Raw genomic sequence first — 25,035 nt, 5'->3', positions numbered from 1 at the left:
ATTAACGGAGGTATTACACACTATGGCAGAAGTAAATGTTGAAAAACTAGCCGGCGATATAGGTACAACTGTTGATAAATTGCTACAGCAGTTTTCACAAGCAGGTATCACTAAGCAAGCAACTGATAACGTAACAGAAGCTGAAAAAGCAACGTTACTTGATCATTTAAGCAAGCATCATGGTGGTACAGGTTCAGATGGCCCAGCGCGTATGACTTTACAACGTAAGAGCAAAAGCACATTAAGTGTGACTGGTTCTACGGGTAAAGCTAAAGATGTTCAAGTTGAAGTTCGTAAAACACGTACCTACGTGAAGAAAAGCGCAATGGAGCAAGAACAAGAGCAAGCACGCTTAGCCGCTGAAGAAAAAGCCCGTCTTGAACAGCAACAAAAAGCTGAACAAGAAGCCGCAGAATTAAAAGCGAAACAAGAGGCAGAACGTAAAGCGAAAGAAGAAGCTGACCGTAAAGCCAAAGAAGAAGCTAAACGCAAAGCTGATGCAGAGCGTAAAGCGAAACAAAAGCAGATGACCCCAGAGCAAAGTGCTAAGTCTGAGAAAGATCGCATAGAAGCTGAGCGTCTGCAAAAAGAAGCAGAAGAGGCCGCATTGAAGAAAGCTGAAGAAGAAGCGAAACGTCAAGCAGAAGAGGCAAGAAAGCTAGCTGAAGAGAATTCAGCACGCTGGAAGAAAGAAGAAGAAGAACGTAAGAAACGCGAAGAAACAGCGGATCACCATCTTACGACTTCAACTTATGCACGTGAAGCAGAAGATGTTGCCGATGCTCGTGATGAGCAAGGCACTCGCCGTGCTAAGAAAAAGAAAAAAGCGCCAGCAAAAGATAAATTTGCAGCGTCAAGAGGCCGTAACAAGTCTAAATTAAAAGCACCAGCATCGCTGCAGCATGGTTTCCAAAAACCAACTGTTGATGTTAAAAATGAAGTGCGTATTAGCGAAACAATTACAGTAGCTGAGCTTGCATCACGCATGGCTGTTAAAGGCGCTGAAGTTGTTAAAACAATGATGAAAATGGGTGACATGGTTACTATTAACCAAGTGATTGACCAAGAAGCTGCACAACTAGTTGCAGAAGAAATGGGTCACAAGGTTATCATTGTTAAAGAAAACGAATTAGAGCAAACAGTACTTAACGACCGCCATGAAGATGGTAAGTCAGAGCCTCGTGCTCCAGTAGTAACTGTAATGGGTCACGTTGACCATGGTAAAACATCGACTCTAGATTACATTCGTTCTGCGAAGGTTGCTTCTGGCGAAGCCGGTGGTATTACACAGCATATTGGTGCATACCATGTTGATGTAAATGGCAATATGATTACCTTCTTAGATACTCCAGGACATGCTGCATTTACATCAATGCGTGCTCGTGGTGCTAAAGCGACAGATATCGTAATCTTAGTGGTTGCAGCAGATGATGGTGTTATGCCACAAACTAAAGAAGCGGTACAGCACGCACGTGCAGCTGGCGTTCCTTTAATCATTGCTGTAAACAAAATGGATAAAGAAGGCGCAGATCCAGATCGCGTTAAAAACGAACTAGCTCAGCTAGACGTTATCCCTGAAGAATGGGGCGGCGATACGCAGTACGTTCATATCTCAGCTAAAACTGGTCTAGGTATTGATGACCTTCTTGAAGCCGTACTTATGCAATCTGAGCTTTTAGAGCTTTCTGCCCCTACCGAAGGTATGGCTGCAGGTGTTGTTATTGAATCTCGTCTTGATAAAGGCCGCGGTCCAGTTGCATCAGTACTTGTTCAATCTGGTACGCTTAACCAAGGTGACATTGTATTATGTGGTCTTGAGTATGGCCGTGTTCGTGCAATGCGCGATGAAAACGGTAAAGACATCAAGTCGGCAGGTCCATCTATTCCAGTGGAAATTTTAGGTCTTTCTGGTATTCCAGCTGCGGGCGACGAAGCAACTGTTGTTAAAGACGAGCGTAAAGCGCGTGAAGTTGCTTTATACCGTCAAGGTAAGTTCCGCGATGTTAAACTAGCACGTCAACAAAAAGCTAAGCTTGAAAACATGTTTACTAACATGACTGAAGGTGATGTTTCTGAAGTTAACGTGGTACTTAAAGCAGACGTTCAAGGTTCTATCGAAGCAATCTCTGATTCACTAACTAAACTTTCTACTGATGAAGTGAAAGTGAAGATTGTAGGCTCTGGTGTTGGTGGTATTACTGAGACTGATGCGACACTAGCTGCAGCGTCTAACGCAATTGTAGTTGGCTTTAACGTTCGTGCTGATGCTTCTGCTCGTAAAGTGATTGATACTGAAAACTTAGACCTTCGTTATTACAGCGTAATTTATGCCTTAATCGAAGAAGTTAAGCAAGCAATGTCAGGCATGCTAGCACCTGAGTTTAAACAAGAAATCATTGGTCTTGCGCAAGTTCGTGACGTATTCAAGTCTCCAAAAATTGGCGCAATTGCTGGTTGTATGGTTACTGAAGGTGTTATTAAACGTAGCGCTCCAATCCGTGTACTACGTGAAAACGTGGTTATCTATGAAGGTGAACTTGAGTCACTTCGTCGCTTTAAAGACGATGTTGCTGATGTTCGTAACGGCATGGAATGTGGTATCGGCGTTAAGAACTACAATGACGTACGTGTTGGTGACCAAATCGAAGTATTTGAAACAGTTGAAGTACAACGTACTCTTTAATTGTTAGCTCGCTAAACTAATAAATGGGGGCTTAGCCCCCATTTGTGTATCCATTATTTAATTAGCTTATTATTAAATTTCAATAAGTTATGATTTTAGGACAAATGCAATGAGAGAATTTTCTCGCACTGATCGTGTTGCACAGCAAATCCAAAAAGAAATTGCTGTAATTTTACAACGCGAAATTAAAGATCCACGCTTAGGTATGGTGACAGTGTCAGCGGTAGAAGTATCGCGTGATTTATCTTATGCCAAAATTTTCATCACTGTGTTTAACACACAAGATGAAGATGCAGCTAAGCAAAGCGCTAAAGTACTTAATGAAGCAACGGGTTATATTCGCTCGTTACTTGGTAAGCGTATTCGTGCTCGTATAATGCCTGAGTTAAAGTTTGTAGTTGATAATTCACTGATGGAAGGTATGCGTATTTCTAATTTAGTGGATTCTATTATCCGCGAAGATAACGCAAAGCATGTCGATGAAGATGTAGAAAGTGTTGATGCTGATATTTCAGATAGTGAACAAAGTACTAAGCACGTAGAAGATACAGATAGCGAAGAAGGCACTGATACAGATGGCAAAGCGCAGTAAAGGCCGTGCAGTTGACGGTATTTTGTTGTTAAACAAACCGCAAGGCATTTCATCAAATAAAGCTCTGCAGCAAGCGAAAGGTGTTTATTTTGCACAAAAAGCTGGCCACACTGGGGCTTTAGACCCGCTTGCTACAGGTATGCTGCCAATTTGTTTTGGTGAGGCGACTAAGTTTACGCAGTTTTTACTCGATACAGATAAAACCTATATCGTTCGTGCAAAACTGGGTGAGCGTACAACAACATCAGATTCTGATGGCGAAATCGTAAGCACGAAAGATGTGAATGTGACGCGTGAGCAGTTAACAAAAGAAATTGCAGCTTTTGTTGGAGAGTCAGATCAATATCCATCAATGTACTCAGCACTTAAGTATCAAGGTAGACCATTATATAAGTACGCACGAGAGGGTATTGAAGTCCCTCGTAAATGCAGAAAAATAAATGTGTTTAGCTTATCGTTTGACGAATTTGATGAACAAAACAACGTATTACAAATGACGGCTCATGTATCAAAAGGGACGTATATTCGTACAATCGTTGATGATTTGGGCGAAAACCTAGGGTGTGGCGCACACGTTATAATGCTTCACAGAACTGCTGTTGGTCAGTATCCGGCAGATAAAATGGTTTCGCTTGATGAAATTGAAGCGTTGCTTGCTAAAGCGAAAGCAGAAGAGCTTGCGCCTTCTACTTATTTAGACGCGTTGTTATTACCTATAGACACTGCTTTAACTGATTTACCTGTTATTGAAATTTCGAAAGAGCAGGGCAAAGTATTTAGTCATGGGCAAGCAGTCGAGTTACCTGAAGCTTTACCTGAGGGGGCAATTAAAGTTGTTGCGGATGGTGTGTTTATTGGTACTGGCGAGCGCAACTCAAGTGGCCATTTAAAGGTTAAACGTGGTCTTGCTAGCCAGCAAGATGATTACGTAAAGCCTGAATAAGCAACTAGTGTGCCCAGCAGTGGCTTATTAGTTGTAGATGGGAATAATTAACTTGTAGTTATTCCTACAGTTGGTAGAATACGCCGGCTTAATCGTTTTGGCTGAATTAGTGATCGGCTAAGACACCTTTTAAATTTAATTTTTGGAGTTACTATGTCACTAAGCAATCAAGAAAAAATCGATATCATTGCTAAATTTGCACGTGCAGAAGGCGATACAGGTTCATCAGAAGTACAAGTAGCATTACTTACTTATGATATCAACAAGCTTCAAGGTCACTTTGCTGATCACAAGCATGACTTCCACTCACGCCGTGGTCTGCTTCGTAAAGTAAGCACTCGCCGTAAACTACTTGATTACCTTAAAGGTAAAGATATCACTAGTTATACTGCACTAATCAAAGAACTTGGCCTACGTCGTTAAGAACTAGATTATAGAAATGGGAGCTTTTTAGCTCCTTTTTTTGTGCCTAAAATTTGTGTTTGAAAATAAAACAAATTTATAAACTTATTGAATTATATTGTAAAACTCCTATTTCATAGCTTATCAAGCATCGTTGTATTTACCCACTCATTAGCCCAGCTTAAATCTAGTAGCTAGTGTGTGTTGACCTTTCGTGATTAATTTTGCAGCTGTATGTTTGGTCTTTAGGCAAGGCAGCGCCTATGTAGTGTGGTTATTCGCCACAAATAGGCGATAACGCAGCATTAATGCCAAACATGCGCTGCCCTGCGGGTTCATCCTAGGGGCGATTAACTCTTTGTTACTCGATTTTTACTTAGCCCACTAGGTTACAAATCTCGCGCCGTGATTAAATCGCCCCTAGATTGAACAAATTTCAATCCACAAAGATCAACACACCCTAGACTCGCATTTTGAAGTAGCTTTGGTATATACTATGCGCGTAGGTAAAAAGGTTTATCTGCAATTATTCACATCATTGCCAATTGTAGTACTTAATTGATTTCCAACTGAATACAATTATGTACTGTAATTGGTACTTTGATGACAACTTATTAGAATACATTTAAGGAATATTTTAAGTGCAAGCAATTATTAAAGAATTCAAACTAGGTCAACATACAGTGACTCTAGAAACTGGTGCAATCGCTCGTCAAGCAGACGGCGCTGTACTTGCAAGCATTGGCGACACTTCAGTTTTAGTAACTGTTGTTGGTAAGCGTGAAGCACAACCTGGTCAAGACTTTTTCCCACTAACAGTTAACTACCAAGAGCGTATGTACGCTGCTGGTCGTATCCCTGGTGGTTTCTTAAAGCGTGAAGGTCGTCCTAACGATGGCGAAACTCTTATTGCACGTCTTATTGACCGTCCAATTCGTCCACTTTTCCCAAGCGGCTTTGTAAACGAAGTACAAGTTATTGCTACTGTTGTTTCTGTTAACCCTGAAATCCAACCTGATATGGTTGCGATGATTGGTACTTCAGCAGCACTTGCTATCTCTGGTATTCCATTCAGTGGTCCAATTGGTGCATCTCGTGTTGGTTACATCAACGGCGAATACGTACTTAACCCTACATTAAAAGAGCTTGAAGAAAGCCAACTTGATTTAGTGGTAGCCGGTACTGATAAAGCGGTACTTATGGTTGAATCAGAAGCTAACGTACTTGCAGAAGACGTAATGCTTGGCGCTGTTGTATATGGTCATGAGCAATCTCAAGCGATCATTACTGCAATCGAAGAATTTAAAGCGCAAGCAGGCAAGCCTACTTGGGATTGGACTGCACCTGAGAAAAATGTTGCACTAGAAGATAAAGTAGCAACTATTGCTGCTGAAAAAGTAGGCGCAGCTTACTTAATCACTGATAAAGTAGCGCGTAAAGAAGCTCTTGGTGAAGCTAAAGATGAAGTTGTTGCAGTATTAACAGCTGAACTTGCTGAAGGCGAGTCTTTAGACAAGCAAGAAATTGGCAAAATCTTCGGTTCACTTGAGAAGAAAATCGTTCGTGGCCGTATAGCTGCTGGCGAAAAACGTATCGATGGTCGTGAACCAGATATGATTCGTGCACTAGACGTAATGACTGGCGTATTACCGCGTACTCACGGTTCTGCTATCTTTACACGTGGTGAAACTCAAGCGTTAGTAACAGCGACACTTGGTACAGAACGTGATTCACAGTTAATCGACGATTTAACTGGTACTCATAAAAACCACTTTATGCTTAACTACAACTTCCCTCCATTCTGTGTAGGTGAAACTGGTTTTGTTGGTTCTCCTAAGCGTCGTGAAATCGGCCATGGTAACCTTGCTAAGCGTGGTATTTCAGCTGTAATGCCTACACTTACTGAGTTCCCTTACTCAATCCGTGTAGTATCTGAAATTACTGAATCAAACGGTTCTTCTTCAATGGCGTCTGTTTGTGGTACTTCTCTAGCACTTATGAACGCGGGTGTACCAATTAAAGCATCTGTTGCCGGTATTGCGATGGGTCTAGTTAAAGAAGACGATAAATTCGTTGTTCTTTCTGACATCTTAGGTGATGAAGATCACTTAGGTGACATGGACTTTAAAGTTGCCGGTACTGCTGCAGGTATTACTGCACTTCAAATGGATATCAAAATCGAAGGTATCACTCAAGAAATCATGCAAATTGCGCTTAAACAAGCAAAAGCTGCACGTTTACATATCTTAGAAGTGATGGATGAAGCGATTTCTGCTCCTTCTGAAGAGCTATCAATGTTTGCTCCTCGCATATACACAATGAAAATCCCACAGAAGAAAATCGCTGAAGTTATTGGTAAAGGTGGCGCAACTATTCGTCAGCTTACTGAAGAAACTGGTACAACGATTGAAATCGGTGACGACGGTACAATTAAAATTGCCGCTACAGATGGCGAAAGTGCAGCTAATGCAATTAGCCGTATTGAGCAATTAACAGCTGAACTTGAAGTAGGTACTATCTACGAAGGTAAAGTTGTACGTATCGTAGACTTCGGTGCGTTTGTAAACATTCTTCCTGGTAAAGATGGTCTAGTACACATTTCTCAAATTAGTACTGAGCGCGTTAATAACGTGGCTGATCACCTTTCTGAAGGTCAAGAAGTTAAAGTTAAAGTACTAGAAGTAGATCGCCAAGGCCGTGTACGTCTAAGTATTAAAGAAGCAATGGAATCAGCAGCACCTGCAGCTGACGCGCCTACTGACGCGTAATTGCTAACTTATTAATCTAGTTATATTAGCTAGATAGTAAAAAAGGGGCTGTTTAGCCCCTTTTTTTATGCTTTAATGAAACCTTATTGGACAAGGTCTGTCTTATATTAATCGCGATATATCTTGGTATTAAGGATTTTAATGATACTCAAACATTTAGCTTTGGCATCTTTTGCTATTTTGTCTTTAAGCGCTTGCCAAACTACAACAGAATCAGAACCAACCCCGATTGTTAATGTGCCATTTACTGCACCTTTAGCTTCTGACTTTAGAAGTGAAATTGCTATTGCACGCTACTCAGAGCTATTAAATAGAGCCGACTTAAGCGAAGAGCAACAAGCTAAGCTTTATTACGACCGTGGTGTACTTTTTGATAGTCTAGGTATGACAACTCTTTCGCGTATTGATTTTAATCGCGCAGTAAAGCTTAAGCCTGATTTAGCTGAAGTGTATAATTTTTTAGGTATTCAACATACGCTTATGCAGCAGTATGAAAAAGCCTATGAGTTTTTCGATTCTGCCCTAGAACTTGATGAAGAGCATGAATACGCCTATTTAAATCGAGGTATCGCACTGTATTACGGCGACAGAGCAGGCCTTGCTAAAAATGATTTTAATGAATTTTTAGCTCGCTCTCCAAAAGATCCGTACCGAGTTTTATGGGTTTATTTAGCACAAGCACAAGAGGATAAAGCCGTTGCGCTTGATGCACTTAAACAAAATGCCACTGCGCTTGATGAATCACAATGGGCGTACCAGTTAATTTCTCTTTATACGGGGGATATGAGTGAACATGCATTTTTATCTGGCATTAGTGATGGTGTTAGAACTGAGCAAGAATATGCGCAGCGTTTATGCGAAGCTTATTTTTATTTAGCTAAAATGCATCAAGCAGCAGGTGAGCTGTATTTAGCATCAGACTACTTTAGGCTTGCGCTAGCAACTAATGTACACGAGTTTATTGAGTACAAATATGCGCGTTTAGAGCTTGAGTTGATGCAAGGTGTTGACGCAAGTTAAGCGTTTTAAATTAATAGGTGTATTACTATGTTGTTTGTTAATTACAGGCTCGAGTAATCACCTAGGCGCTATTGGCTTTTGGCATGTTTTAAACGCAAAAGCTAATGTGCTACAAAGTTATTGGAAATCACCTGGTTATTTTTCTGATCACTTAGAGCAGTTACCAAATACCTCTTTAGCTATACTCGCCCGCAGTAAAATTTCTTCAGCCCAATATATGTATTCTCTTAAGCTTATTAAAAACAGTCAGAGCGATACTGCAAAACAATTTTGGCTCAGAGCATTAAATGATTTAACAAGCCCAGAGCGTAAAATATTAGCAACAAAGTTACTTGAGCACTCACGTTGGAGCGATTTAAAGTTACTCGCTAGTAAAAACAAATTACCAGCAGGGGATGTGCTAAATCATCTAAAGCTTCAGTTAAAAACACCACAGAGTAAAGTATCTAGTGAGTTTATCCACGCTCTCGGTTTTTCATCTTTAATAAATATAAGTAAACCTAATAAGCAATGTATGTTTAACGTGCTGACTATGAGCGATCATCGTAGTGGCTTATATAAACTCACCGAGTTTATTAATGCTTATAATAAACAGCCAGAGCCCCGTGAAAATATTTTTTGCTTTTCAAAACCAGTTTACGTTGCAGGTATGCTTGAGTGTAAAAGTAGCACTAATCAAATAGCAAAGTGTGACTGGCAATCAGCTAAACTCAATAACCAGCTTCCTAACAATTTTAATTTTATAGTAATGATGCCAAAAGATGGAACGGCTAATGTTACTAAAGGAACAATGCTAATAAACTCAAAAGCAAAATACAGTGTGTTTTTGCATGAGTTGATGCATTTTAACGGTTTTGAAGATGAATATGCGCTACCTAAAGCTAAACAAGCATGGTTGTGTGCAAAAACGGGTTTTGTGGCACCTAATTTATTTATCTCTCATGATGAGTCGCCCCCAATAGGCTGGCATAAAGCAAAGAGTTGCCAGATAGGTGGTGTTGCATATAAACCTAGTGAAAATTGGTCTATTATGCAATATCAGCAGTTAGGGCTCTCGGCGCAGTATAGAGAGATTTGGTTGAAGCATTTAGATATGACCAATGGTAATTCTTATCGCCACTCCAGCGCGCTTACATTTGCAAATAAGGCCATATTAAATTAACAATTATCAGTATTAATTAATTGTTTTTGTAGGCTTAATAAATTGTTAGTTCATGTTTAAAAAACACCCATACAGAACCGCTTTTTATAGACAAAATCAGTGTTTTTCAGTATAACTATAGTCATTAATGTCGTTTAAAAACAGGCAGTAAAAGCATCCCTTAGTATTAAAAAGAGATGCCCTGATAAACTTATGATTATAAAAGGCCCTACATTATGACTTTGCTCTGGATACCCTTGTTATCCTTAATTGGCAGTGTTATTTCTGCATGCACAGGTAAGTTATCCCGCAATTTAAGCACTAGTTTAACGGCTCTTGCGCCTTTAACGGCTTTGGGAATAACTTTATACCATGCACCTGCAGTTTTAGCGGGCGAAACCATTCGTTACTCTTTCGCTTGGATCCCGTCAATAGGGCTCGACCTATCTCTGCGGTTAGACGGCCTCAGTTTATTGTTTATGTTTATGATTTTAGGCATAGGCTTGCTCGTTATCCTCTACACGCGTTACTACCTCAGTGCCAACGACTCAATGGCTAAGTTATATAGTTATTTAATGCTGTTTATGACCGCAATGCTTGGCATTGTTATGTCTAACAATGTTATTCAGCTGTGGTTGTTTTGGGAATTAACGAGCATCAGCTCATTTTTATTAATTAGTTTTTGGTGGCATAAGTCTGAAGCGCGAAAGGGTGCTCGTATGGCTCTTGCTGTAACAGGCGCGGGCGGCTTAGCGTTACTTGCAGGCTTAATGCTATTAGGTGATATTGTTGGTAGTTATGACCTAGATGTTATCCTAGCGAGTAAAGCGATAATTCAATCTCACGATTTATACGAAGTAGCATTAGTATTGGTGCTATTGGGTGCGTTTACTAAATCGGCACAATTTCCATTTCATTTTTGGCTTCCTCATGCAATGGCAGCGCCTACGCCAGTGAGCGCGTATTTACATTCTGCAACCATGGTAAAAGCCGGTATATTTTTATTAGCACGTTTTCATCCTGCTTTAGCTGGCACCGATACGTGGTTCTTACTTGTTGGGTTAACAGGTTTAGCTACGCTGTTGTTTGGTGCTTACATAGCATTATTCAAACACGATTTAAAAGGATTGTTAGCTTACTCAACAATAAGCCATTTGGGTTTAATAACGCTATTACTCGGGCTTGATACTGAGCTTGCGACTGTTGCTGCTATATTTCATATAATTAACCATGCAACGTTTAAAGCGTCGTTATTTATGGCCGTTGGTATTATCGATCATGAAACAGGCACGCGCGATATGCGTAAATTAAATGGTATGTGGCGATACTTACCATACACTGCAACGCTTGCAATGGTCGCGGCGGCTGCTATGGCAGGGGTTCCATTACTTAATGGGTTTTTATCTAAAGAAATGTTTTTTGCAGAAACGCTGCATCAGCAAGTGCTTGGTTCTATGTCGTGGTTAATTCCAGTACTGGCAACGGTTGCAGGCGCATTAGCTGTTGCGTACTCCGCACGCTTTATTCATGACGTGTTCTTTAATGGTGAACCAATTGATTTACCTCGCACGCCGCACGAACCGCCACGTTATATGCGGGTACCAATAGAAATATTAGTTGTGATTTGTTTACTAGTGGGTATGTTCCCACACTTTACAATTGATGGCATTTTATCTGCGGCGTCTTTAGCTGTACTTGGAAAAGAAATGCCAGTTTACGAATTGGCTATTTGGCACGGGTTTAACTTGCCTCTATTAATGAGTGCAATGGCGATTGCTGGCGGTTTATTTATTTATATTAATCGTAAATATCTATTTCAGTTTCAAGCGTCATTACCACCTTTAAATGCTAAAAAAACCTTTGAACGTGTAATTTTAAGTGTTGTTGCTTGGTGTCAGTCAAAGGTAAGCAGTATCGAAAATGGATCGCTGCAGCGCTACCTAGTAATTATGTTAGCGGTAGTCTTACTGTGTGCCGGTTGGCCATTATTTGAAATGCAACAACTTGCTGGCAGCATGCCACTTACCCCTGTTGATGTGCACAATGCAATTGGTGCGGGCTTATTGATTATTGGTGCTCTTGCTACCGTTATTTGGCATCGCTCTCGAATGGTATCGTTGTTAATGCTCTCAATCGTAGGGTTAATGGTATCGGTTGTATTCACACGCTTTTCTGCTCCTGATTTAGCACTTACACAGTTAACTGTTGAGGTTGTTACTATTATTTTACTTATGCTGGCATTGTTTTTCTTGCCCCAGCATACGCCAAAAGAATCAAGTTCATTACGCGTACTTCGAGATTTAGGAATTGCCTCTACGTTAGGTGTAGTTATAGCGAGTATCTGTTATGCATTACTTACACGTCCATTAGATTCAATCTCAGACTTCTTTATTGCTAACGCTAAAATTGGTGGCGGTGGAACTAATGTAGTTAACGTTATTTTAGTCGACTTTAGGGGCTTTGATACGCTTGGTGAAATTACCGTATTAGGCATTGCCGCATTAGGTATATTTAAAGTACTTTCTCGAATCCCATTATTTATGCCAGCAAGTGACAGCGAAGGGCGCCCATGGGCACGAGAGCGCCATCCAATCTTACTGGCGAGTATTTCACAAAGTTTATTACCGCTTGCGTTATTGGTTTCTGCATATATTTTCTTACGCGGACATAACTTACCTGGCGGTGGCTTTATTGCTGGACTGGTAACGTCAATCGCGTTTATTTTGCAATACATGGCGCATGGTACAGCATGGATAAACGGACGTTTTGATGTTAATTATCGTAAAATCATAGCTTCAGGCATTGGTATTTCACTGTTCACTGGTGTGGGTAGCTGGTTCTTTGATAAGCCATTTTTAACAACTTGGTTTGACTACTTTGATATTCCGTTTGTCGGTAAAACAGAGCTTGCCAGCGCGATTGCATTTGACCTAGGTGTTTACTTAACGGTTGTAGGCGCTACGCTAATGATTTTGGCAAGCTTAGGTAATATGACGGCAGATACCCAGAAAAAAGAGGTAAATATTTAATGGAATTATTGTACGCATCTTGCGTTGGAGTATTGGTCAGTTGCGGTGTGTTTTTACTGCTAAGAGCTCGTACGTTCCCTGTAGTACTTGGGCTTACTATGATTTCATATGCTGTTAACTTATTTTTGTTTTCAGCAGGTCGTCTTACTATTAATAAAGCGGTAGTGCTTGGTACTGGTACAGAATACGCCGATCCTCTACCTCAAGCTTTAGTGCTTACAGCTATTGTTATTGGTTTTGCGATGACCGCATTCGTGGTTATTTTGGCAATACGTGGACGCGCCGATTTAGGTAGCGACCATGTTGATGGTTATGTGCCCAACACCTCTGCAGATAATAAGGAGCAAAAATGATCCAACATTTAGCTTCGCTCCCTATTTTATTACCTATGCTGACGGCTGTTATTTTATTGCTGCCACCATGTGGTAAAAGCGTTAAAATTCGCCGCTTAGTTTCAATTGTAATGGCAATAGCTACTTTTGCCATTAGTGTGCTTTTACTTGTACATGTTAATAATACAGGTATTAACGTTTACGCTATTGGTAATTGGTCTGCACCATTTGGAATAGTCTTAGTAGCCGATATGTTGTCTACCTTATTGGTTACGTTAACTTCATTTTTAGGTTTGGGCGCTATTTTATATGGTAGTGCTGGCGATGATGAAAAAGGCAGCTTTTATCACCCACTTGTTCACTTTTTGATATTAGGTGTAAATGGCGCGTTTTTAACTGGCGATTTATTTAACCTATTTGTATTTTTTGAAGTGCTACTGATTGCATCTTATGCATTGTTAATGCACGCAGGTGATAAACAAAATACTCGCGCGGCATTGCAATATGTAATATTGAATTTAGTTGGCTCAAGCGTATTTTTAATTGGTTTGGGTATTTTGTACGGTGTGCTTGGTACGCTTAATATTGCAGACATGACGCAAAAGGTATCACTACTTACAGGTGATGATGTATATCTAGCAAAAGCAGGCGGCTTACTGCTATTAATAGTATTTGCTTTAAAAGGCGCACTATTACCTCTGCATTTATGGCTTCCAAATACTTACGCAAGTGCTAAACCTGTGGTTGCTGCATTGTTTGCGATTATGACTAAAGTAGGCGTTTACGCTATGCTTCGTGTTTATACGGTGATATTTGGTGAACAAGCCGGAGCGCTTGAACACATGGCGCAGCCTTGGCTTTGGGGCTTAGCAATTGCGACCATTATAGTAGGTGCAATTGGTGTGATGGCAGCACAAGACTTACGTAAACTCACATCTAACTTAGTATTAGTATCGGTAGGTACGCTGGTTGCGCTAATAGCATTGCAAAATGTAAATGCCACTGCTGCACTTTTATATTATTTAGTGCATTCAACACTTGTTAGTGCCGCACTATTTTTACTAGCAGACTTAGTTTCAATCCAGCGCGGTAAAGTTGGCGATAGACTAGTAGCAGGTCGCTCTGTAAAACAGCCATTTTTATTAGGTGTGTGCTTTATTATTGCGTCTTTAACGGTAGTTGGTATGCCACCACTGTCAGGCTTTGTAGGTAAAATTTGGATACTTAAAGCGACATTAAACAGTGAGCAAGCTTTACTATTTTGGCCAGTATATTTAGTAACAAGTTTTGCGTTGTTAGTAGCGCTTTCGCGCGCTGGCACAACTTTGTTCTGGGAGCATAGAAGCAAAAGTAGCGAAAATGCCGATTGTGCAAGTGCACACCCGTTGCAGGTAACTGTAATTATAGCTTTACTTGCATGTTCGCCATTGCTAGTTATTTTGGGCGGACCAATAAGTGAATATATGCTAAATGCTGCTACTCAGTTACATGATCTAAGCGGCGGTATTAATGCTGTACTTAAAGGAGGCATGTGATGAGATTACAAGCCCGTTTTCGTTGGTTACCAACGCCATTTCGTAGCTTATTTTTGTTTATGGTTTGGTTATTGTTAAACAATAGCGTATCGGTAGGGCACTTAGTATTAGCGACTATTTTTGCGATACTTATCCCTATATTGAGTTTTTCGTTTCGAGACCCTCAGCCACTGATTTTAAAGCCAGGCTTGGCGCTTAAGCAGTTACTTATAGTGCTATACGATATTGTTGTTGCAAATTTACAAGTGGCTTTACTTATACTTGGACCATCAAAAAAATTGCGTCCGGCCTTTATAAAAGTTCCTATAGATTTAACACACGACATGCCAATTACTATATTGGCTAGTTGTGTATCGCTTACACCTGGTACTGTGAGTGCAGAGGTTTATCCAATTGCTGAGTCGTTACCTGAAGGTGAAGAGCCAACGCAACGCTACTTACTGATACATGTGCTTGATCTTAAAGATGAAGAAGCACTTATCAAACAAATAAAACAACGCTACGAAGCTCCACTAAAGGAGATATTTCAATGTTAGATACTGTATTACTCATTGTTTTTTCGATGATTGGCTTATCATTATTGCTTAATTTATGGCGATTGATCATCGGTCCGTCAGTGCCTGACCGTGTTTTAGCGCTCGATACTATGTACATTAACGTCATCGCACTGATTATTTTATACAGCATTAGTATGGATACAGGGCTTTATTTTGAAGCTGCACTGCTCATTGCCATGCTCGGCTTTATAAGTACGGTTGCAGTGTGTAAGTATTTACTACGTGGCGATATAATTGAATAAGGTGAAAACATGATCAGCGAATGGGTTGTATCAATATTATTGTTATTTGGTGGTACGTTTATTTTAATTGGCTCAATAGGTTTAATTAAACTACCTGACTTTTTTATGCGTTTGCATGGACCAACTAAAGCAACCACGTTAGGCATGGCGAGTATGTTAATTGCGGCTATGGTTTATTTTGCAAGTTCAGAGCATGGCCTAAGTGTTAAAGAAATACTCATTACTATATTTTTACTAATTACAGCACCGATTAGTGGTTACATGCTAATAAAGTCAGCTATTCATCATAAGCTAAAAGCCAAAGAAGGCACTAAAGGCCTAGATAATGTAGAAGACGACTAACGCAAAAAGTAATTTATAAAAGGCCGAATAAATTCATTTTATTCGGCCTTTTTAATGATTGCTTGTACCCTTTACAATACAAACTATTCATGTGACTATAAATCCATTATTTATATGAAAGGATATTATTATGGGTAAAGTACTACTTTTATCATTACTGATTTTTTCTAGTAGTTTATATGCTGAACAAAATACTAAGCAGCAAAAAATAGATGAACTCATTAGTGTAATGAATTTAGATTCAATGGTTGATTCTATGTACGGCCAGGTTGAAGGTATGATGAAAGGCATGTCAGACCAAATGGGTGTTAAGCCTTCTGAGCAAGCAATTTTTGATAAGTACTACGGCGACATGACGACGGTATTAAAAACTGAGATGAGTTGGGCTAAAATGCAGCCAATGATGGTCAATGTATACGACAAGCATTTTAGTGAGCAAGAAATTGCCGATATGTTAGCATTTTATAAAACAGATACAGGGCAAAAAATACTCGAAAAAATGCCTGTTGTAATGCAAGAGTCTATGCAAATGTCACAAAGCTTAATGAAAGATGCTATGCCTAAAATACAAACTTTGGCGCAGCAACTAAGCGACGAATTAGAGCAAAGCCGTAGCGAATCAAACTAGGGCAGCGCATGTTTGGTATTTATGCTGCGTTATCGCCTGTTTATGGGGGATAACCACACAACATAGGCTCTGCCTTGCCTAAAGACCAAACAGTCTGCATAAATTAAATCACCAATGATCAACACGCTCTTAGATTAATACGCGCCTTACTTAGGCGCTTCTCTGCTAAATTACATCCCCTTCAGATAATACACGGCCAATATCAGCTTAAGTTAATTATGTTTGTGTCATTATGCCAATGAGCAACAATACTTAATCAATTTGAGGGATTAAGTACGGCGCTAACTGCATAAAACATTTTTTATATACGACTGCATGAATGCAGGGGCAATTAATAATAACAACTAAATAACGAAACCTTTGCCTTGTTATCCACTCGATTTATTGTCCTTAAATAGAGCACTTAATTAAGCCAATTAGTATTATTTTGTTAGTTTTAAAATAGCCATTGACCTATGTGTTGCACCTAGGTTTATTATGAAGCTATTGAAACACGACGGAGTTAAATTATGTATGTTAAACAACTCGCCAAGTTAATGGGCGTGACTGCAGATACTGTTCGTCATTACACACGAATTGGGTTACTTCATCCAATACGCAGTGAAGAAAATGGTTATCAAGAATATACAAAGCAAGACCAGCAGCGTTTAAAGTTTATTATTAGCTCTCGTCAACTTGGTTTTTCTCTCAAAGATATTCAACACATTATAGGCGAGTCTGAGCAGGGGAATTGTCCTTGTCCGTTAACGCGTAAACTCATTACTAAACGCCTAGAAGAAACCGAAGCACTATTTCAAGAAACATTAAAATTACGAAATAGAATGCATGCAGCTCTGGCGCAATGGGATACATCAGCCGATGGTGCAAATGCCAGTGACGTGTGTAGTTTAATAGAATCTTTTGTTGATCCAATAAACGATTCTGCAAATAAGGAGCAGCGTAATGACGACTAATACAAAAGACACCGCGCAAAACTTTATTATTGAAGGCGCTAATTGCGGCAGTTGTGTGGCTAAAATTGAAAAAGCCCTTAATAGCGTGCAAGGTGCGCAAAATGTAGAAATGAACTTTGCACAGCGTACAGTACGTGTAGAAGGTAAAGCCCGCGAAAGCACGCTTATTAAAGCAGTCGAAAACATTGGTTATTCAGCTAAGCCAATGAGTAACGAGTCTGATCAAGATGCACTTGATGAAAAAGCAAAATCGGATGAGGCACATTACAAAAAGCTAATGCGTAATATGATATTAGCGTTAGGGGTCGGTGCACCGTTAATGATATACGGGCTTATTTTTGATATGAGTGTGACCACCGACACACAACGAATAGCCTGGTTTTTAGTGGGTATAGTCACGCTTGTGGTTATGGCTATATCAGGTAAACAATTTTACAACGGTGCATGGCAGGCATTCAAAAACCATGCTGCCAATATGGATACATTAATAGCGCTTGGTACAGGTACTGCGTGGTTGTATTCAATGTTTGTGGTAATAGCACCAAACTTATTACCACAAGTCGCAAGACACGTATATTTTGAAGCATCATCGATGATCATCGGTTTAATTAGTTTAGGGCTCGCTTTTGAAGTAAAAGCACGTGGGCGCACCTCACAAGCAATTAAACGCTTAATTGGCCTGCAACCAAAAACTGCACGCGTAATTCGTGATGGTCAAGAGCAAGACATCGACATTAGTGATGTTGTAAAAAATGATGAAGTACGCGTACGCCCGGGTGAAAAAATCCCTGTGGATGGCGATGTTATTGAAGGCAGCAGTACGGTTGATGAGTCAATGCTTACTGGTGAGCCAATGGCCGTCCGCAAAAAAACGGGCGATAAAGTCGTTGCCGGAAGTATTAATAAAAGTGGCACTTTATTATTTAAAGCCACGCACATTGGTAGCGAAACCACACTTGCCAATATTATCAATATGGTAAAGCGTGCACAAAACTCAAAGCCATCAATAGGGCGCTTAGCTGATGTTATATCAGGAATATTTGTACCAACAGTCATGATTATTGCGGTGCTTGCAGGCCTTGCATGGTTAAACTTTGGACCTGAGCCATCAATTGCTTATGCCGTTGTTGCGGTTACCACTGTACTTATTATTGCTTGTCCTTGTGCGCTAGGACTCGCAACCCCTATGTCGGTTATGGTGGGTATTGGTAAAGCTGCAGAGTCAGGAATATTAATTCGAAATGGTGAGTCGCTGCAAACAACATCTAAAATCACCACCATGATTTTAGATAAAACAGGCACTATTACTCAAGGCACACCGCAAGTTACCGATGTAGTTACCTTTAATAACAGTGATGAAAATACAGTAATGCAACTTGTTGCAAGCCTTGAAAGTAGCTCAGAGCATCCACTAGCCCAAGCAATTACGGCACACGCTAAAAAGCAGGGCTTAGCTTTAAGTAAAGTAGCCGACTTTAATGCAATTACAGGTAAAGGTGTCACTGGCAGTGTTGACGGGCAAACATTGTTGTTTGGCAATAAAGCGCTAATGGATAAATACAACGTGGCCGTTGATGATGCAATCGAGCAAGCTCAAACACTTGCCAGTGATGCTAAAACGCCCATGTATTTTGCAAGTAATAATAAGCTCCACGCTACTATTGCAGTAGCCGATCCAATTAAAGAGGATTCAGTTGAAGCTATTAAACGCCTGCAAGATAAAGGTACCCACCTAGTCATGCTAACAGGTGACAACAAAGCCACTGCACAAGCCGTTGCTAAACAAGTTGGTATTGATGACTTTATTGCAGAAGTAATGCCCGATGATAAAGTAAACGAAGTAACAAAACGCCAAGCAAATGGTGAAATAGTGGGTATGACAGGTGATGGTATTAACGATGCTCCCGCACTTGCACAAGCCGACGTAGGATTTGCAATTGGTACAGGTACCGATGTTGCAATAGAAAGTGCAGACATTACCTTAATGCGTGGTTCGTTACATGGCCTTGCTGATGCAATTGCAGTGAGTAATGCAACTATTTCAAATATTAAACAAAACCTATTTGGTGCCTTTATTTATAACGTGGCGGGTATTCCGATTGCAGCCGGCGTGTTGTATCCATTTTTTGGCATCCTACTTAACCCTGTTGTTGCAGGTGCAGCTATGGCACTTTCATCGCTTACAGTGGTAAGTAACGCTAATCGCTTACGTTTTTTCAAACCAAATAAATCGTAATTTAAGCTAAGGAGTACATTATGTTGATGATTAATATAGGTGGTGCACTGTTAATAGCTGCAATTATTTATTGGTTTTGGCTATACAAACCAGAGCAAACACAAAGTGATGACAACAAAGTAACGATAGTCGTTGATAACGGTGTTTATAAGCCAAGACACATTAAAGTGGCAGCCAACAAAGAGGTTGTACTTACCTTTGATAGAAAAGACAGCGCGCCGTGCGCCGAAACAGTGGTATTTCCACAGCTTGATATAAGTAAAACGCTGGCAATGGGTGATGGCAATACGGTTAAACTACCTGCGCTTGAAGCCGGTGAGTATGACTTTCATTGCCAAATGCAAATGTACAAAGGCAAGCTAGTTGCAGAGTAGTCTGAACTAAGTAGGTGTTGGGGTCGTATAGTTGCCTTATATAAGCTATGAGTAGGAGTGGTTACATTAAATGAATAAACTAAACCCTAAAAAATTATTGAATAGTAAATGGACCGCATCACCTGCTATAAATAAAGAAAAACACTTCATTATTGTTGAGGTGGAATTTGATGAAGACGGCAATGTAATTGAATGTATTACTGAGGCTGTTATGTCAAAAAATCAATATCCAATTAGTTGGCGAGATTTAAAGGATAACCAAAAGTGGCTGCAAGGGTGGAAGTAGTTTAAATCTACATAATTTACCTCACTCCAATAGCTGGCACGCGATGTAGGTTTGCTTAATTTAAGCAAACCTACATTTTACAGCGCATTAAACTATGAGTTGAATGCTACAACTTAGCTTTAGCATTGAAACCTTCCTAGATAAATTCGCCATTTGGCAACAAAACAGTTAATTTCAAAATATCTTTCCAAAATTTTTATAATAAATTTCAAAAACAATATAACTTACTGATTGTAAATAAATTAATTATTTAATAGCCGCAAATAAATCCTATGTAATTTCCATGTTCATATTCAGTTTATTTTGAAGGCTAACCTAAACGCCCCCTTATTGGCTTTTTAGCAAAAGTGTGTCTTTTTAATTAAACTTAACCAATTGATTTATAATGGTTTATTATTTTTAGTTAAACGGCTGTTGCTAAATAGCAACAATAACACCTCCCCAAATTAAGCTTTTCTCGCTTTATATCATTTAACTCATTGTTTTTAAATAATAAATAAAAAGTGGCACCGAAGTTGTAATACCTAGAGTGTATTAAGCAAAACGTGATGAAAGCCAAAGGCCTTAATCGCAACAACCCAATGAAGGAATACTATTATGAAAACATTTCAATCAACATTAGTACTAATGGCGCTAGCTTCTTCATCAGCGGCTTTTGCAGCAACAGATTTTGATACGCTAGACGTAGATGGTAATGGCGCAATCAGCCAAGCCGAAGCCTCAGTAGATGCTGAGCTTTTAAGCAAGTTTGAAGAACTCGATACTAACCAAGATGGTGAGCTATCTGAAGATGAGTTTTCTAAGGCCTAAAATTAAAGCCTTAAGCAGTTAATGCTCTGTGATGTTATCTAAATTCTGAGTTGCCAAAGACAACCTAAGTAGGCAAGGGAGCCTACTAAAAAGAATAACCAGGAAGTGACTAGAGAGCACTATAGAGCAAATTTATTTAGGACACCGCATACTTTTGAAGGATTAAATTATGAAAAAGCTACAATCAACATTTGTACTTATGGCTATTGTTTCTTCGTCAGTAGTATTTGCAAGCACAGACTTTGAAACACGCGATGCAGACGACAACGCTTCAATTAGTCGCTCTGAAGAATCGGCGCAAGTGATAGAGCAATTTGACGAGCTGAATGTTCAAAGTAGCGGTGGTCCGACAGAAAATGATTTTTTTGAATATTAATTTATAGACACTTTACTCCTAAAGGATCTTTGAAAAGGACTTCTTACCCCTAATCAGGCCCAAAGCCTAAGGAAACGATTATGAAAACATTACATAAAACTCTAGCTCTTGTAGCCCTAGCTTCTTCTTCAGCGGCGTTTGCTGCGGTAGATTTTGATTCTTTTGATACAGATGGCGACGGGGTAATTAGCAAAACAGAAGCCCAAGTAAATTCGCAACTAGTACAGCTTTTTGATCAATTAGATACAGATGGAAATGGCGAGTTATCTAAAGAAGAGTTTTCGAAGGTTCAGTAATAAGCTCTATGTAGAACCTTACCAGTCATACTCACAAAGCAGCTAAGTAATTAATACTTAGCTGCTTTTTTGTGCATTTAATTTAATATATTACTATTTAGTCACCAAAGTAGTGCAAAACTTGAGTTTGAATAGTGTCAAGTTACTGATTGTTAAGTTATTTTATTGTTGGTTTTAAACTTGCAAATCTATTTATAACTTAGGTTAATGAGTATTTAAAATGGCGCGAATGAGTTATATCAGTAGTGTTGAGCGCTACCACGAATATGAGCATGTAATACACAGTTTACTTGAATCTATTTTAATGAGTATTGAGGACGGATTAACTAAAGAACGTGATACTCGCTATCTGATTAAGCAGTACCCATTTTTAGAATTACAATATTGTTTAAATGCAGAAGGTTTGCAGCAGGGTAATAACGTCTGCTTTAAACGCGCATACAGCAAAAAATTAGGTGAAAGTGGTAATCAACAAGATTTAAGTGAGCGACCCTATTTTTTGAACGCTAAAGCAAGTGATAAAGTGTGCTTTACTGATCCCTATATTTCTATAGCGACTAACCATTTATGTATATCGGCGATTAAAGAGCTAAAAAAACCAATTAATAATCAACATTACTTGGTTGTTGATGTGAGCTTAACGCAGCTTATTGAGTTTGTAATGGGTGATACTGCGCGCGCTAATATGTCGCCTTACTTCAAGGCGGGTTACGGTATTATTGTGGCGTGCTTATTTTGCTTAGTATTATTTTTACTAAATATCGTTTTTAGTGATATATACGCTCTATTAACTCATGTAGATACCTCATCAGACCCACTTGAACCCTTTAGCATCATTATTTACATCACCCTAGCATTAGCAGTATTCGATTTAGGTAAAACAATACTCGAAGAAGAAATCCTGATGCATAAGGATATTTTTAGGCACTCGTCTACGCGGCGCACTATTACACGGTTTATCTCTACTGTGTTGATTGCTATATCAATTGAGGCGCTGTTAACTATGTTTAAAGCGGCGTTGGGGCAATCGGAATATTTAATGCCTGCCATAGCGATGATGCTGGCAGTGGTAGGGCTTTTAATTGCACTGGCTATTTATGTTTATTTAGGGGCAAAGGCCGAAACGCTATTAATGCGCGCTCGTTTAAAACAAAAATCCTCCAAGTAGGAGGATTTTTATATTACATAACTATTTAATAGCTATTTATTGCTTATCTTGCGCGCGTTTGGCTTTAAAGTCAGACTCGCTCGTCCACTTTGGCCAATCGCCATTATTTGCAAGCTGTGTGGCTATATCAACAATAAGATCTATATCTTGCTTAACACCACCTAACGACCAACCAGCTGAGTAGTCGTCTGCTTCTTTATGGTATTTAAGCGCAATGTACTCAGGATCGGTATCACCCAGACTCATAAATAATAAACTAGGCACGCCTTGCTTAGAAAGCGAGAAATGATCTGATCTAAAAAACAAACCATTTTGCGGGCGAGGATCCATTTTAACAACACGGCCTTGTGATTTTGCAGCCTTTGCTAAATAGTTTTCCATTGTCGATAAATCTTTACCGTATTGTAAAATGTAGTCAGTGCCATCAAGCACGTTCATGCCATCAATATTTAATAAACCGACCATTTGTTTTGTAGGTACAACCGCACCTGATGCAAATTCTTCAGAACCAATTAACCCTGTTTCTTCTGCTGTAAAGTTAGCAAAAATAATTGAGCGTTTAAATGGTTTTTGCTTGTTCATTTCGCTCATTATACGTGCTATTTCAAGCGTGGCTGCAGTGCCTGAAGCGTTATCTACTGCGCCATTATAAATCTTAGGGCCAGTATCAGTTTGTTTAGTACCAAAGTGGTCCCAGTGAGCGCTAATAACAACGTATTCGTCAGGTGATTCGCTACCTGTAATTTGTGCAACTACGTTATGCGATTTGGCATGTGATACTTCGTTTTTAAAGGCAAGGTTTGCTTTTAAGTTAAGTGGCGTCGCTTTAAAGTCATTATTTAATGCTGCTTGTTTTAAATCTTGATAGTTAAGCTTTGCGGCGTTAAACATTTGCTCGGTCGCATCAAGTGTTAGCCAGCCCATAACCGGTAATTTAGACGCGTTTAAATTGTTATCCATTAACGTGTATTTAGTGCCGGTGTTTGAACTTTCAACTACGCCCCAAGGATATGCCGCAGGCGCGGTTTCATGAACAATAAATACAGCCTTTGCACCTTGGCGAGCGGCTTCTTCATATTTATAAGTCCAACGACCGTAGTAGGTCATTGCATTACCAGTAAAAAGGGCGTCGTTTTGAGTAGCAAAGCCTGGATCGTTAACTAGCACAACCACAGTTTTACCAGTTACATCAATATTTTTATAGTCATTCCAGTTATATTCTGGTGCATTAATACCATAGCCAACAAATATAACGTCAGAATTGCGTACATCAATTAATGGCTGAAGTTGCTCGGTACGTGCGGTAAAGTCTTTACCTGATTCAAAGCTTAAATCACCTACCTTTAACTGCATATCCTGATTAGCTGTCACCATTGCCATTTTTACAGGCTGTAAGTATTTACCTTTATAAGCACCGGTTAAACCCAACGCTTTATATTGCTCGCTTAAGTAGCCTACGGTTTTTACTTCACCATGAGTAAGCGGGCCTCGGCCTTCAAAGTCATCAGAGGCTAGCGTTTTAATATGCTGTTTAATATTGCTAAGGCTTACACCTGCTGTATTTTCTAATGGAGTTTGTTCGCTTGCAGGCTCTGAGCAGCCAAAGAGTGCAACTAGCAAGCTTAGGCTAGCGCTTTTTAAAAGAGTAGATGCCATAGTCTTCATATTGTTATTTAATTAGGCTTTCAATATAAAGGAAGCACCGCAGCGATGTCGAATTTTTATAGAGAACTTTTCATTCAATTGCAGATTGATATTATAAGGCGTATAAATAACGAACAATCTAAAGGAGCACATAATGGGCCAATGTAAAAAAGTGGGTATTTATAGCTAGTGGCATTGCATTTTTTGCTGCTGCAATATTAGCTGAGCAGGAGACATTTTTTGTGCTGTCTGCTTCTTTTATAATACTGGGCACTATAAGTATAAAAAAAGCGATTTAATAACCGCTTAGTTTTTTTAGCTAAATATAAAGCTTAAATACAATACTTGGCACTAAAAGCAAAAAACCAGCATTAGCTGGTTTTTTTTGCATAGGTTGCAGTTAGCTTTATGCGTCTGCAAGTTTTACGCGGATCTTACTTTTATCAACAGTAGATTGGTTAAGTGCAGTAATTGCGCTTTTACTTTCTATGTCGTTTGGCATTTCTACAAAGGCAAAACCTTTAGATTGGCCAGTTTCTTTATCAAGTACCAAGTTACAAGTAGTCACTTTACCGTGCTCTGCAAATAAAGTACGAAGCTCATGCTCAGTGGTAGCACGAGACAAGTTACGAACTAATAGTTTCATAATGAACCTAAATAATTATGTCAGTATTAATT

Annotated in this window: 24 protein-coding genes; 22 read left to right on the top strand and 2 right to left on the bottom strand. The window is 39.5% G+C overall.

The window, feature by feature from the left end; genetic code table 11:
• Nucleotides 1-22 precede the first annotated feature (22 nt).
• The 22 genes from infB (at nt 23) to GQR47_RS04780 (ending at nt 22,713) form a co-directional block, all read left to right on the top strand.
• Nucleotides 23-2,683: a translation initiation factor IF-2 gene (infB, locus tag GQR47_RS04885; protein WP_002958484.1), complete on the top strand. Its 2,661-nt coding sequence runs from the start codon at nt 23-25 to the stop codon at nt 2,681-2,683.
• A gap of 109 nt (nt 2,684-2,792) precedes the next feature.
• Entirely contained in the window at nt 2,793-3,275 is a 483-nt protein-coding gene (rbfA, locus tag GQR47_RS04880; RefSeq protein ID WP_002958487.1) for a 30S ribosome-binding factor RbfA, read from the top strand.
• The gene (gene truB, locus GQR47_RS04875; protein ID WP_024595969.1) at nt 3,259-4,218 is read left to right on the top strand and encodes a tRNA pseudouridine(55) synthase TruB; all 960 of its coding nucleotides are present in this window, start codon (nt 3,259-3,261) and stop codon (nt 4,216-4,218) included. Before rbfA ends, truB begins: the two co-directional genes overlap by 17 nt.
• A 153-nt stretch (nt 4,219-4,371) precedes the next feature.
• Complete coding sequence (gene rpsO / locus GQR47_RS04870) at nt 4,372-4,641, top strand: 30S ribosomal protein S15 (protein WP_002958490.1); 270 nt, start codon at nt 4,372-4,374, stop codon at nt 4,639-4,641.
• 620 nt (nt 4,642-5,261) lie between these two features.
• Nucleotides 5,262-7,388 (top strand): polyribonucleotide nucleotidyltransferase, encoded by a 2,127-nt coding sequence (pnp, locus tag GQR47_RS04865; RefSeq protein WP_002958491.1) that lies wholly within the window; start codon nt 5,262-5,264, stop codon nt 7,386-7,388.
• Between the two features lie 141 nt (nt 7,389-7,529).
• A complete protein-coding gene (gene nlpI, locus GQR47_RS04860) occupies nt 7,530-8,408 on the top strand; it encodes a lipoprotein NlpI (RefSeq protein ID WP_002958493.1) in 879 nt (292 codons plus the stop codon).
• Entirely contained in the window at nt 8,395-9,570 is a 1,176-nt protein-coding gene (locus GQR47_RS04855) for a hypothetical protein (protein WP_024595966.1), read from the top strand. Before nlpI ends, GQR47_RS04855 begins: the two co-directional genes overlap by 14 nt.
• A 215-nt stretch (nt 9,571-9,785) precedes the next feature.
• Entirely contained in the window at nt 9,786-12,578 is a 2,793-nt protein-coding gene (locus GQR47_RS04850; RefSeq protein WP_024603510.1) for a monovalent cation/H+ antiporter subunit A, read from the top strand.
• Complete coding sequence (locus tag GQR47_RS04845) at nt 12,578-12,931, top strand: Na+/H+ antiporter subunit C (protein WP_010554685.1); 354 nt, start codon at nt 12,578-12,580, stop codon at nt 12,929-12,931. Before GQR47_RS04850 ends, GQR47_RS04845 begins: the two co-directional genes overlap by 1 nt.
• Nucleotides 12,928-14,445 carry a monovalent cation/H+ antiporter subunit D gene (locus tag GQR47_RS04840; protein ID WP_024595965.1) on the top strand — a complete coding sequence of 506 codons (1,518 nt, stop codon included), beginning with the start codon at nt 12,928-12,930 and terminating at the stop codon, nt 14,443-14,445. Before GQR47_RS04845 ends, GQR47_RS04840 begins: the two co-directional genes overlap by 4 nt.
• Complete coding sequence (locus tag GQR47_RS04835; protein ID WP_002958499.1) at nt 14,445-14,981, top strand: Na+/H+ antiporter subunit E; 537 nt, start codon at nt 14,445-14,447, stop codon at nt 14,979-14,981. The genes GQR47_RS04840 and GQR47_RS04835 overlap by 1 nt, the downstream gene beginning before the upstream one ends.
• Nucleotides 14,975-15,244, top strand: coding sequence for a K+/H+ antiporter subunit F (locus tag GQR47_RS04830; RefSeq protein WP_007378493.1), 270 nt, complete (start codon nt 14,975-14,977; stop codon nt 15,242-15,244). The genes GQR47_RS04835 and GQR47_RS04830 overlap by 7 nt, the downstream gene beginning before the upstream one ends.
• A 9-nt stretch (nt 15,245-15,253) precedes the next feature.
• Nucleotides 15,254-15,586 carry a Na+/H+ antiporter subunit G gene (locus GQR47_RS04825; RefSeq protein WP_002958501.1) on the top strand — a complete coding sequence of 111 codons (333 nt, stop codon included), beginning with the start codon at nt 15,254-15,256 and terminating at the stop codon, nt 15,584-15,586.
• Between the two features lie 130 nt (nt 15,587-15,716).
• Nucleotides 15,717-16,214: a DUF2059 domain-containing protein gene (locus GQR47_RS04820; protein ID WP_024595964.1), complete on the top strand. Its 498-nt coding sequence runs from the start codon at nt 15,717-15,719 to the stop codon at nt 16,212-16,214.
• Between the two features lie 509 nt (nt 16,215-16,723).
• Nucleotides 16,724-17,167 (top strand): MerR family transcriptional regulator, encoded by a 444-nt coding sequence (locus tag GQR47_RS04815; RefSeq protein ID WP_024595963.1) that lies wholly within the window; start codon nt 16,724-16,726, stop codon nt 17,165-17,167.
• Nucleotides 17,157-19,403, top strand: a complete 2,247-nt coding sequence (locus tag GQR47_RS04810) for a heavy metal translocating P-type ATPase (RefSeq protein ID WP_154903377.1) — start codon at nt 17,157-17,159, stop codon at nt 19,401-19,403. The genes GQR47_RS04815 and GQR47_RS04810 overlap by 11 nt, the downstream gene beginning before the upstream one ends.
• 20 nt (nt 19,404-19,423) lie before the next feature.
• Nucleotides 19,424-19,777 (top strand): cupredoxin domain-containing protein, encoded by a 354-nt coding sequence (locus GQR47_RS04805; RefSeq protein WP_024596090.1) that lies wholly within the window; start codon nt 19,424-19,426, stop codon nt 19,775-19,777.
• 70 nt (nt 19,778-19,847) lie between these two features.
• The gene (locus tag GQR47_RS04800; protein ID WP_024596091.1) at nt 19,848-20,063 is read left to right on the top strand and encodes a TIGR02450 family Trp-rich protein; all 216 of its coding nucleotides are present in this window, start codon (nt 19,848-19,850) and stop codon (nt 20,061-20,063) included.
• Between the two features lie 597 nt (nt 20,064-20,660).
• A complete protein-coding gene (locus tag GQR47_RS04795) occupies nt 20,661-20,873 on the top strand; it encodes a calmodulin (protein WP_007585535.1) in 213 nt (70 codons plus the stop codon).
• A 169-nt stretch (nt 20,874-21,042) separates the two neighbouring features.
• Nucleotides 21,043-21,249: a hypothetical protein gene (locus tag GQR47_RS04790; RefSeq protein WP_024597050.1), complete on the top strand. Its 207-nt coding sequence runs from the start codon at nt 21,043-21,045 to the stop codon at nt 21,247-21,249.
• A gap of 80 nt (nt 21,250-21,329) precedes the next feature.
• Complete coding sequence (locus GQR47_RS04785; RefSeq protein WP_024597051.1) at nt 21,330-21,545, top strand: EF-hand domain-containing protein; 216 nt, start codon at nt 21,330-21,332, stop codon at nt 21,543-21,545.
• 220 nt (nt 21,546-21,765) lie between these two features.
• The gene (locus GQR47_RS04780) at nt 21,766-22,713 is read left to right on the top strand and encodes a PDC sensor domain-containing protein (protein WP_024603579.1); all 948 of its coding nucleotides are present in this window, start codon (nt 21,766-21,768) and stop codon (nt 22,711-22,713) included.
• Between the two features lie 36 nt (nt 22,714-22,749).
• On the opposite strand, the gene GQR47_RS04775 is transcribed toward GQR47_RS04780, so the two are convergent.
• Both GQR47_RS04775 and GQR47_RS04770 read right to left on the bottom strand, forming a co-directional pair.
• On the bottom strand, nt 22,750-24,369 hold the full coding sequence (locus tag GQR47_RS04775) for a M28 family metallopeptidase (protein WP_024597052.1): 1,620 nt from the start codon (nt 24,367-24,369) through the stop codon (nt 22,750-22,752).
• A 394-nt stretch (nt 24,370-24,763) separates the two neighbouring features.
• A complete protein-coding gene (locus GQR47_RS04770; protein ID WP_002958513.1) occupies nt 24,764-25,003 on the bottom strand; it encodes an RNA-binding protein in 240 nt (79 codons plus the stop codon).
• Between the last annotated feature and the right edge of the window lie 32 nt (nt 25,004-25,035).

Source organism: Pseudoalteromonas sp. Z1A2, assembly GCF_011378755.1.
Taxonomy (GTDB): domain Bacteria; phylum Pseudomonadota; class Gammaproteobacteria; order Enterobacterales; family Alteromonadaceae; genus Pseudoalteromonas; species Pseudoalteromonas distincta.
The sequence above is the reverse complement of the archived record's forward strand: the minus strand, read 5'-3'. Positions and strand labels throughout refer to the sequence as shown.

Excerpts from the sequence above, each read along its gene's own strand:
- infB (WP_002958484.1), top strand. The coding sequence starts at position 23 with ATGGCAGAAGTAAATGTTGAAAAACTAGCCGGCGATATAGGTACAACT.
- rbfA (WP_002958487.1), top strand. The coding sequence starts at position 2,793 with ATGAGAGAATTTTCTCGCACTGATCGTGTTGCACAGCAAATCCAAAAA.
- truB (WP_024595969.1), top strand. The coding sequence starts at position 3,259 with ATGGCAAAGCGCAGTAAAGGCCGTGCAGTTGACGGTATTTTGTTGTTA.
- rpsO (WP_002958490.1), top strand. The coding sequence starts at position 4,372 with ATGTCACTAAGCAATCAAGAAAAAATCGATATCATTGCTAAATTTGCA.
- nlpI (WP_002958493.1), top strand. The coding sequence starts at position 7,530 with ATGATACTCAAACATTTAGCTTTGGCATCTTTTGCTATTTTGTCTTTA.
- GQR47_RS04850 (WP_024603510.1), top strand. The coding sequence starts at position 9,786 with ATGACTTTGCTCTGGATACCCTTGTTATCCTTAATTGGCAGTGTTATT.
- GQR47_RS04845 (WP_010554685.1), top strand. The coding sequence starts at position 12,578 with ATGGAATTATTGTACGCATCTTGCGTTGGAGTATTGGTCAGTTGCGGT.
- GQR47_RS04840 (WP_024595965.1), top strand. The coding sequence starts at position 12,928 with ATGATCCAACATTTAGCTTCGCTCCCTATTTTATTACCTATGCTGACG.
- GQR47_RS04835 (WP_002958499.1), top strand. The coding sequence starts at position 14,445 with ATGAGATTACAAGCCCGTTTTCGTTGGTTACCAACGCCATTTCGTAGC.
- GQR47_RS04830 (WP_007378493.1), top strand. The coding sequence starts at position 14,975 with ATGTTAGATACTGTATTACTCATTGTTTTTTCGATGATTGGCTTATCA.
- GQR47_RS04825 (WP_002958501.1), top strand. The coding sequence starts at position 15,254 with ATGATCAGCGAATGGGTTGTATCAATATTATTGTTATTTGGTGGTACG.
- GQR47_RS04820 (WP_024595964.1), top strand. The coding sequence starts at position 15,717 with ATGGGTAAAGTACTACTTTTATCATTACTGATTTTTTCTAGTAGTTTA.
- GQR47_RS04815 (WP_024595963.1), top strand. The coding sequence starts at position 16,724 with ATGTATGTTAAACAACTCGCCAAGTTAATGGGCGTGACTGCAGATACT.
- GQR47_RS04810 (WP_154903377.1), top strand. The coding sequence starts at position 17,157 with ATGACGACTAATACAAAAGACACCGCGCAAAACTTTATTATTGAAGGC.
- GQR47_RS04805 (WP_024596090.1), top strand. The coding sequence starts at position 19,424 with ATGTTGATGATTAATATAGGTGGTGCACTGTTAATAGCTGCAATTATT.
- GQR47_RS04800 (WP_024596091.1), top strand. The coding sequence starts at position 19,848 with ATGAATAAACTAAACCCTAAAAAATTATTGAATAGTAAATGGACCGCA.
- GQR47_RS04795 (WP_007585535.1), top strand. The coding sequence starts at position 20,661 with ATGAAAACATTTCAATCAACATTAGTACTAATGGCGCTAGCTTCTTCA.
- GQR47_RS04790 (WP_024597050.1), top strand. The coding sequence starts at position 21,043 with ATGAAAAAGCTACAATCAACATTTGTACTTATGGCTATTGTTTCTTCG.
- GQR47_RS04785 (WP_024597051.1), top strand. The coding sequence starts at position 21,330 with ATGAAAACATTACATAAAACTCTAGCTCTTGTAGCCCTAGCTTCTTCT.
- GQR47_RS04780 (WP_024603579.1), top strand. The coding sequence starts at position 21,766 with ATGGCGCGAATGAGTTATATCAGTAGTGTTGAGCGCTACCACGAATAT.
- GQR47_RS04775 (WP_024597052.1), bottom strand. The coding sequence starts at position 24,369 with ATGGCATCTACTCTTTTAAAAAGCGCTAGCCTAAGCTTGCTAGTTGCA.
- GQR47_RS04770 (WP_002958513.1), bottom strand. The coding sequence starts at position 25,003 with ATGAAACTATTAGTTCGTAACTTGTCTCGTGCTACCACTGAGCATGAG.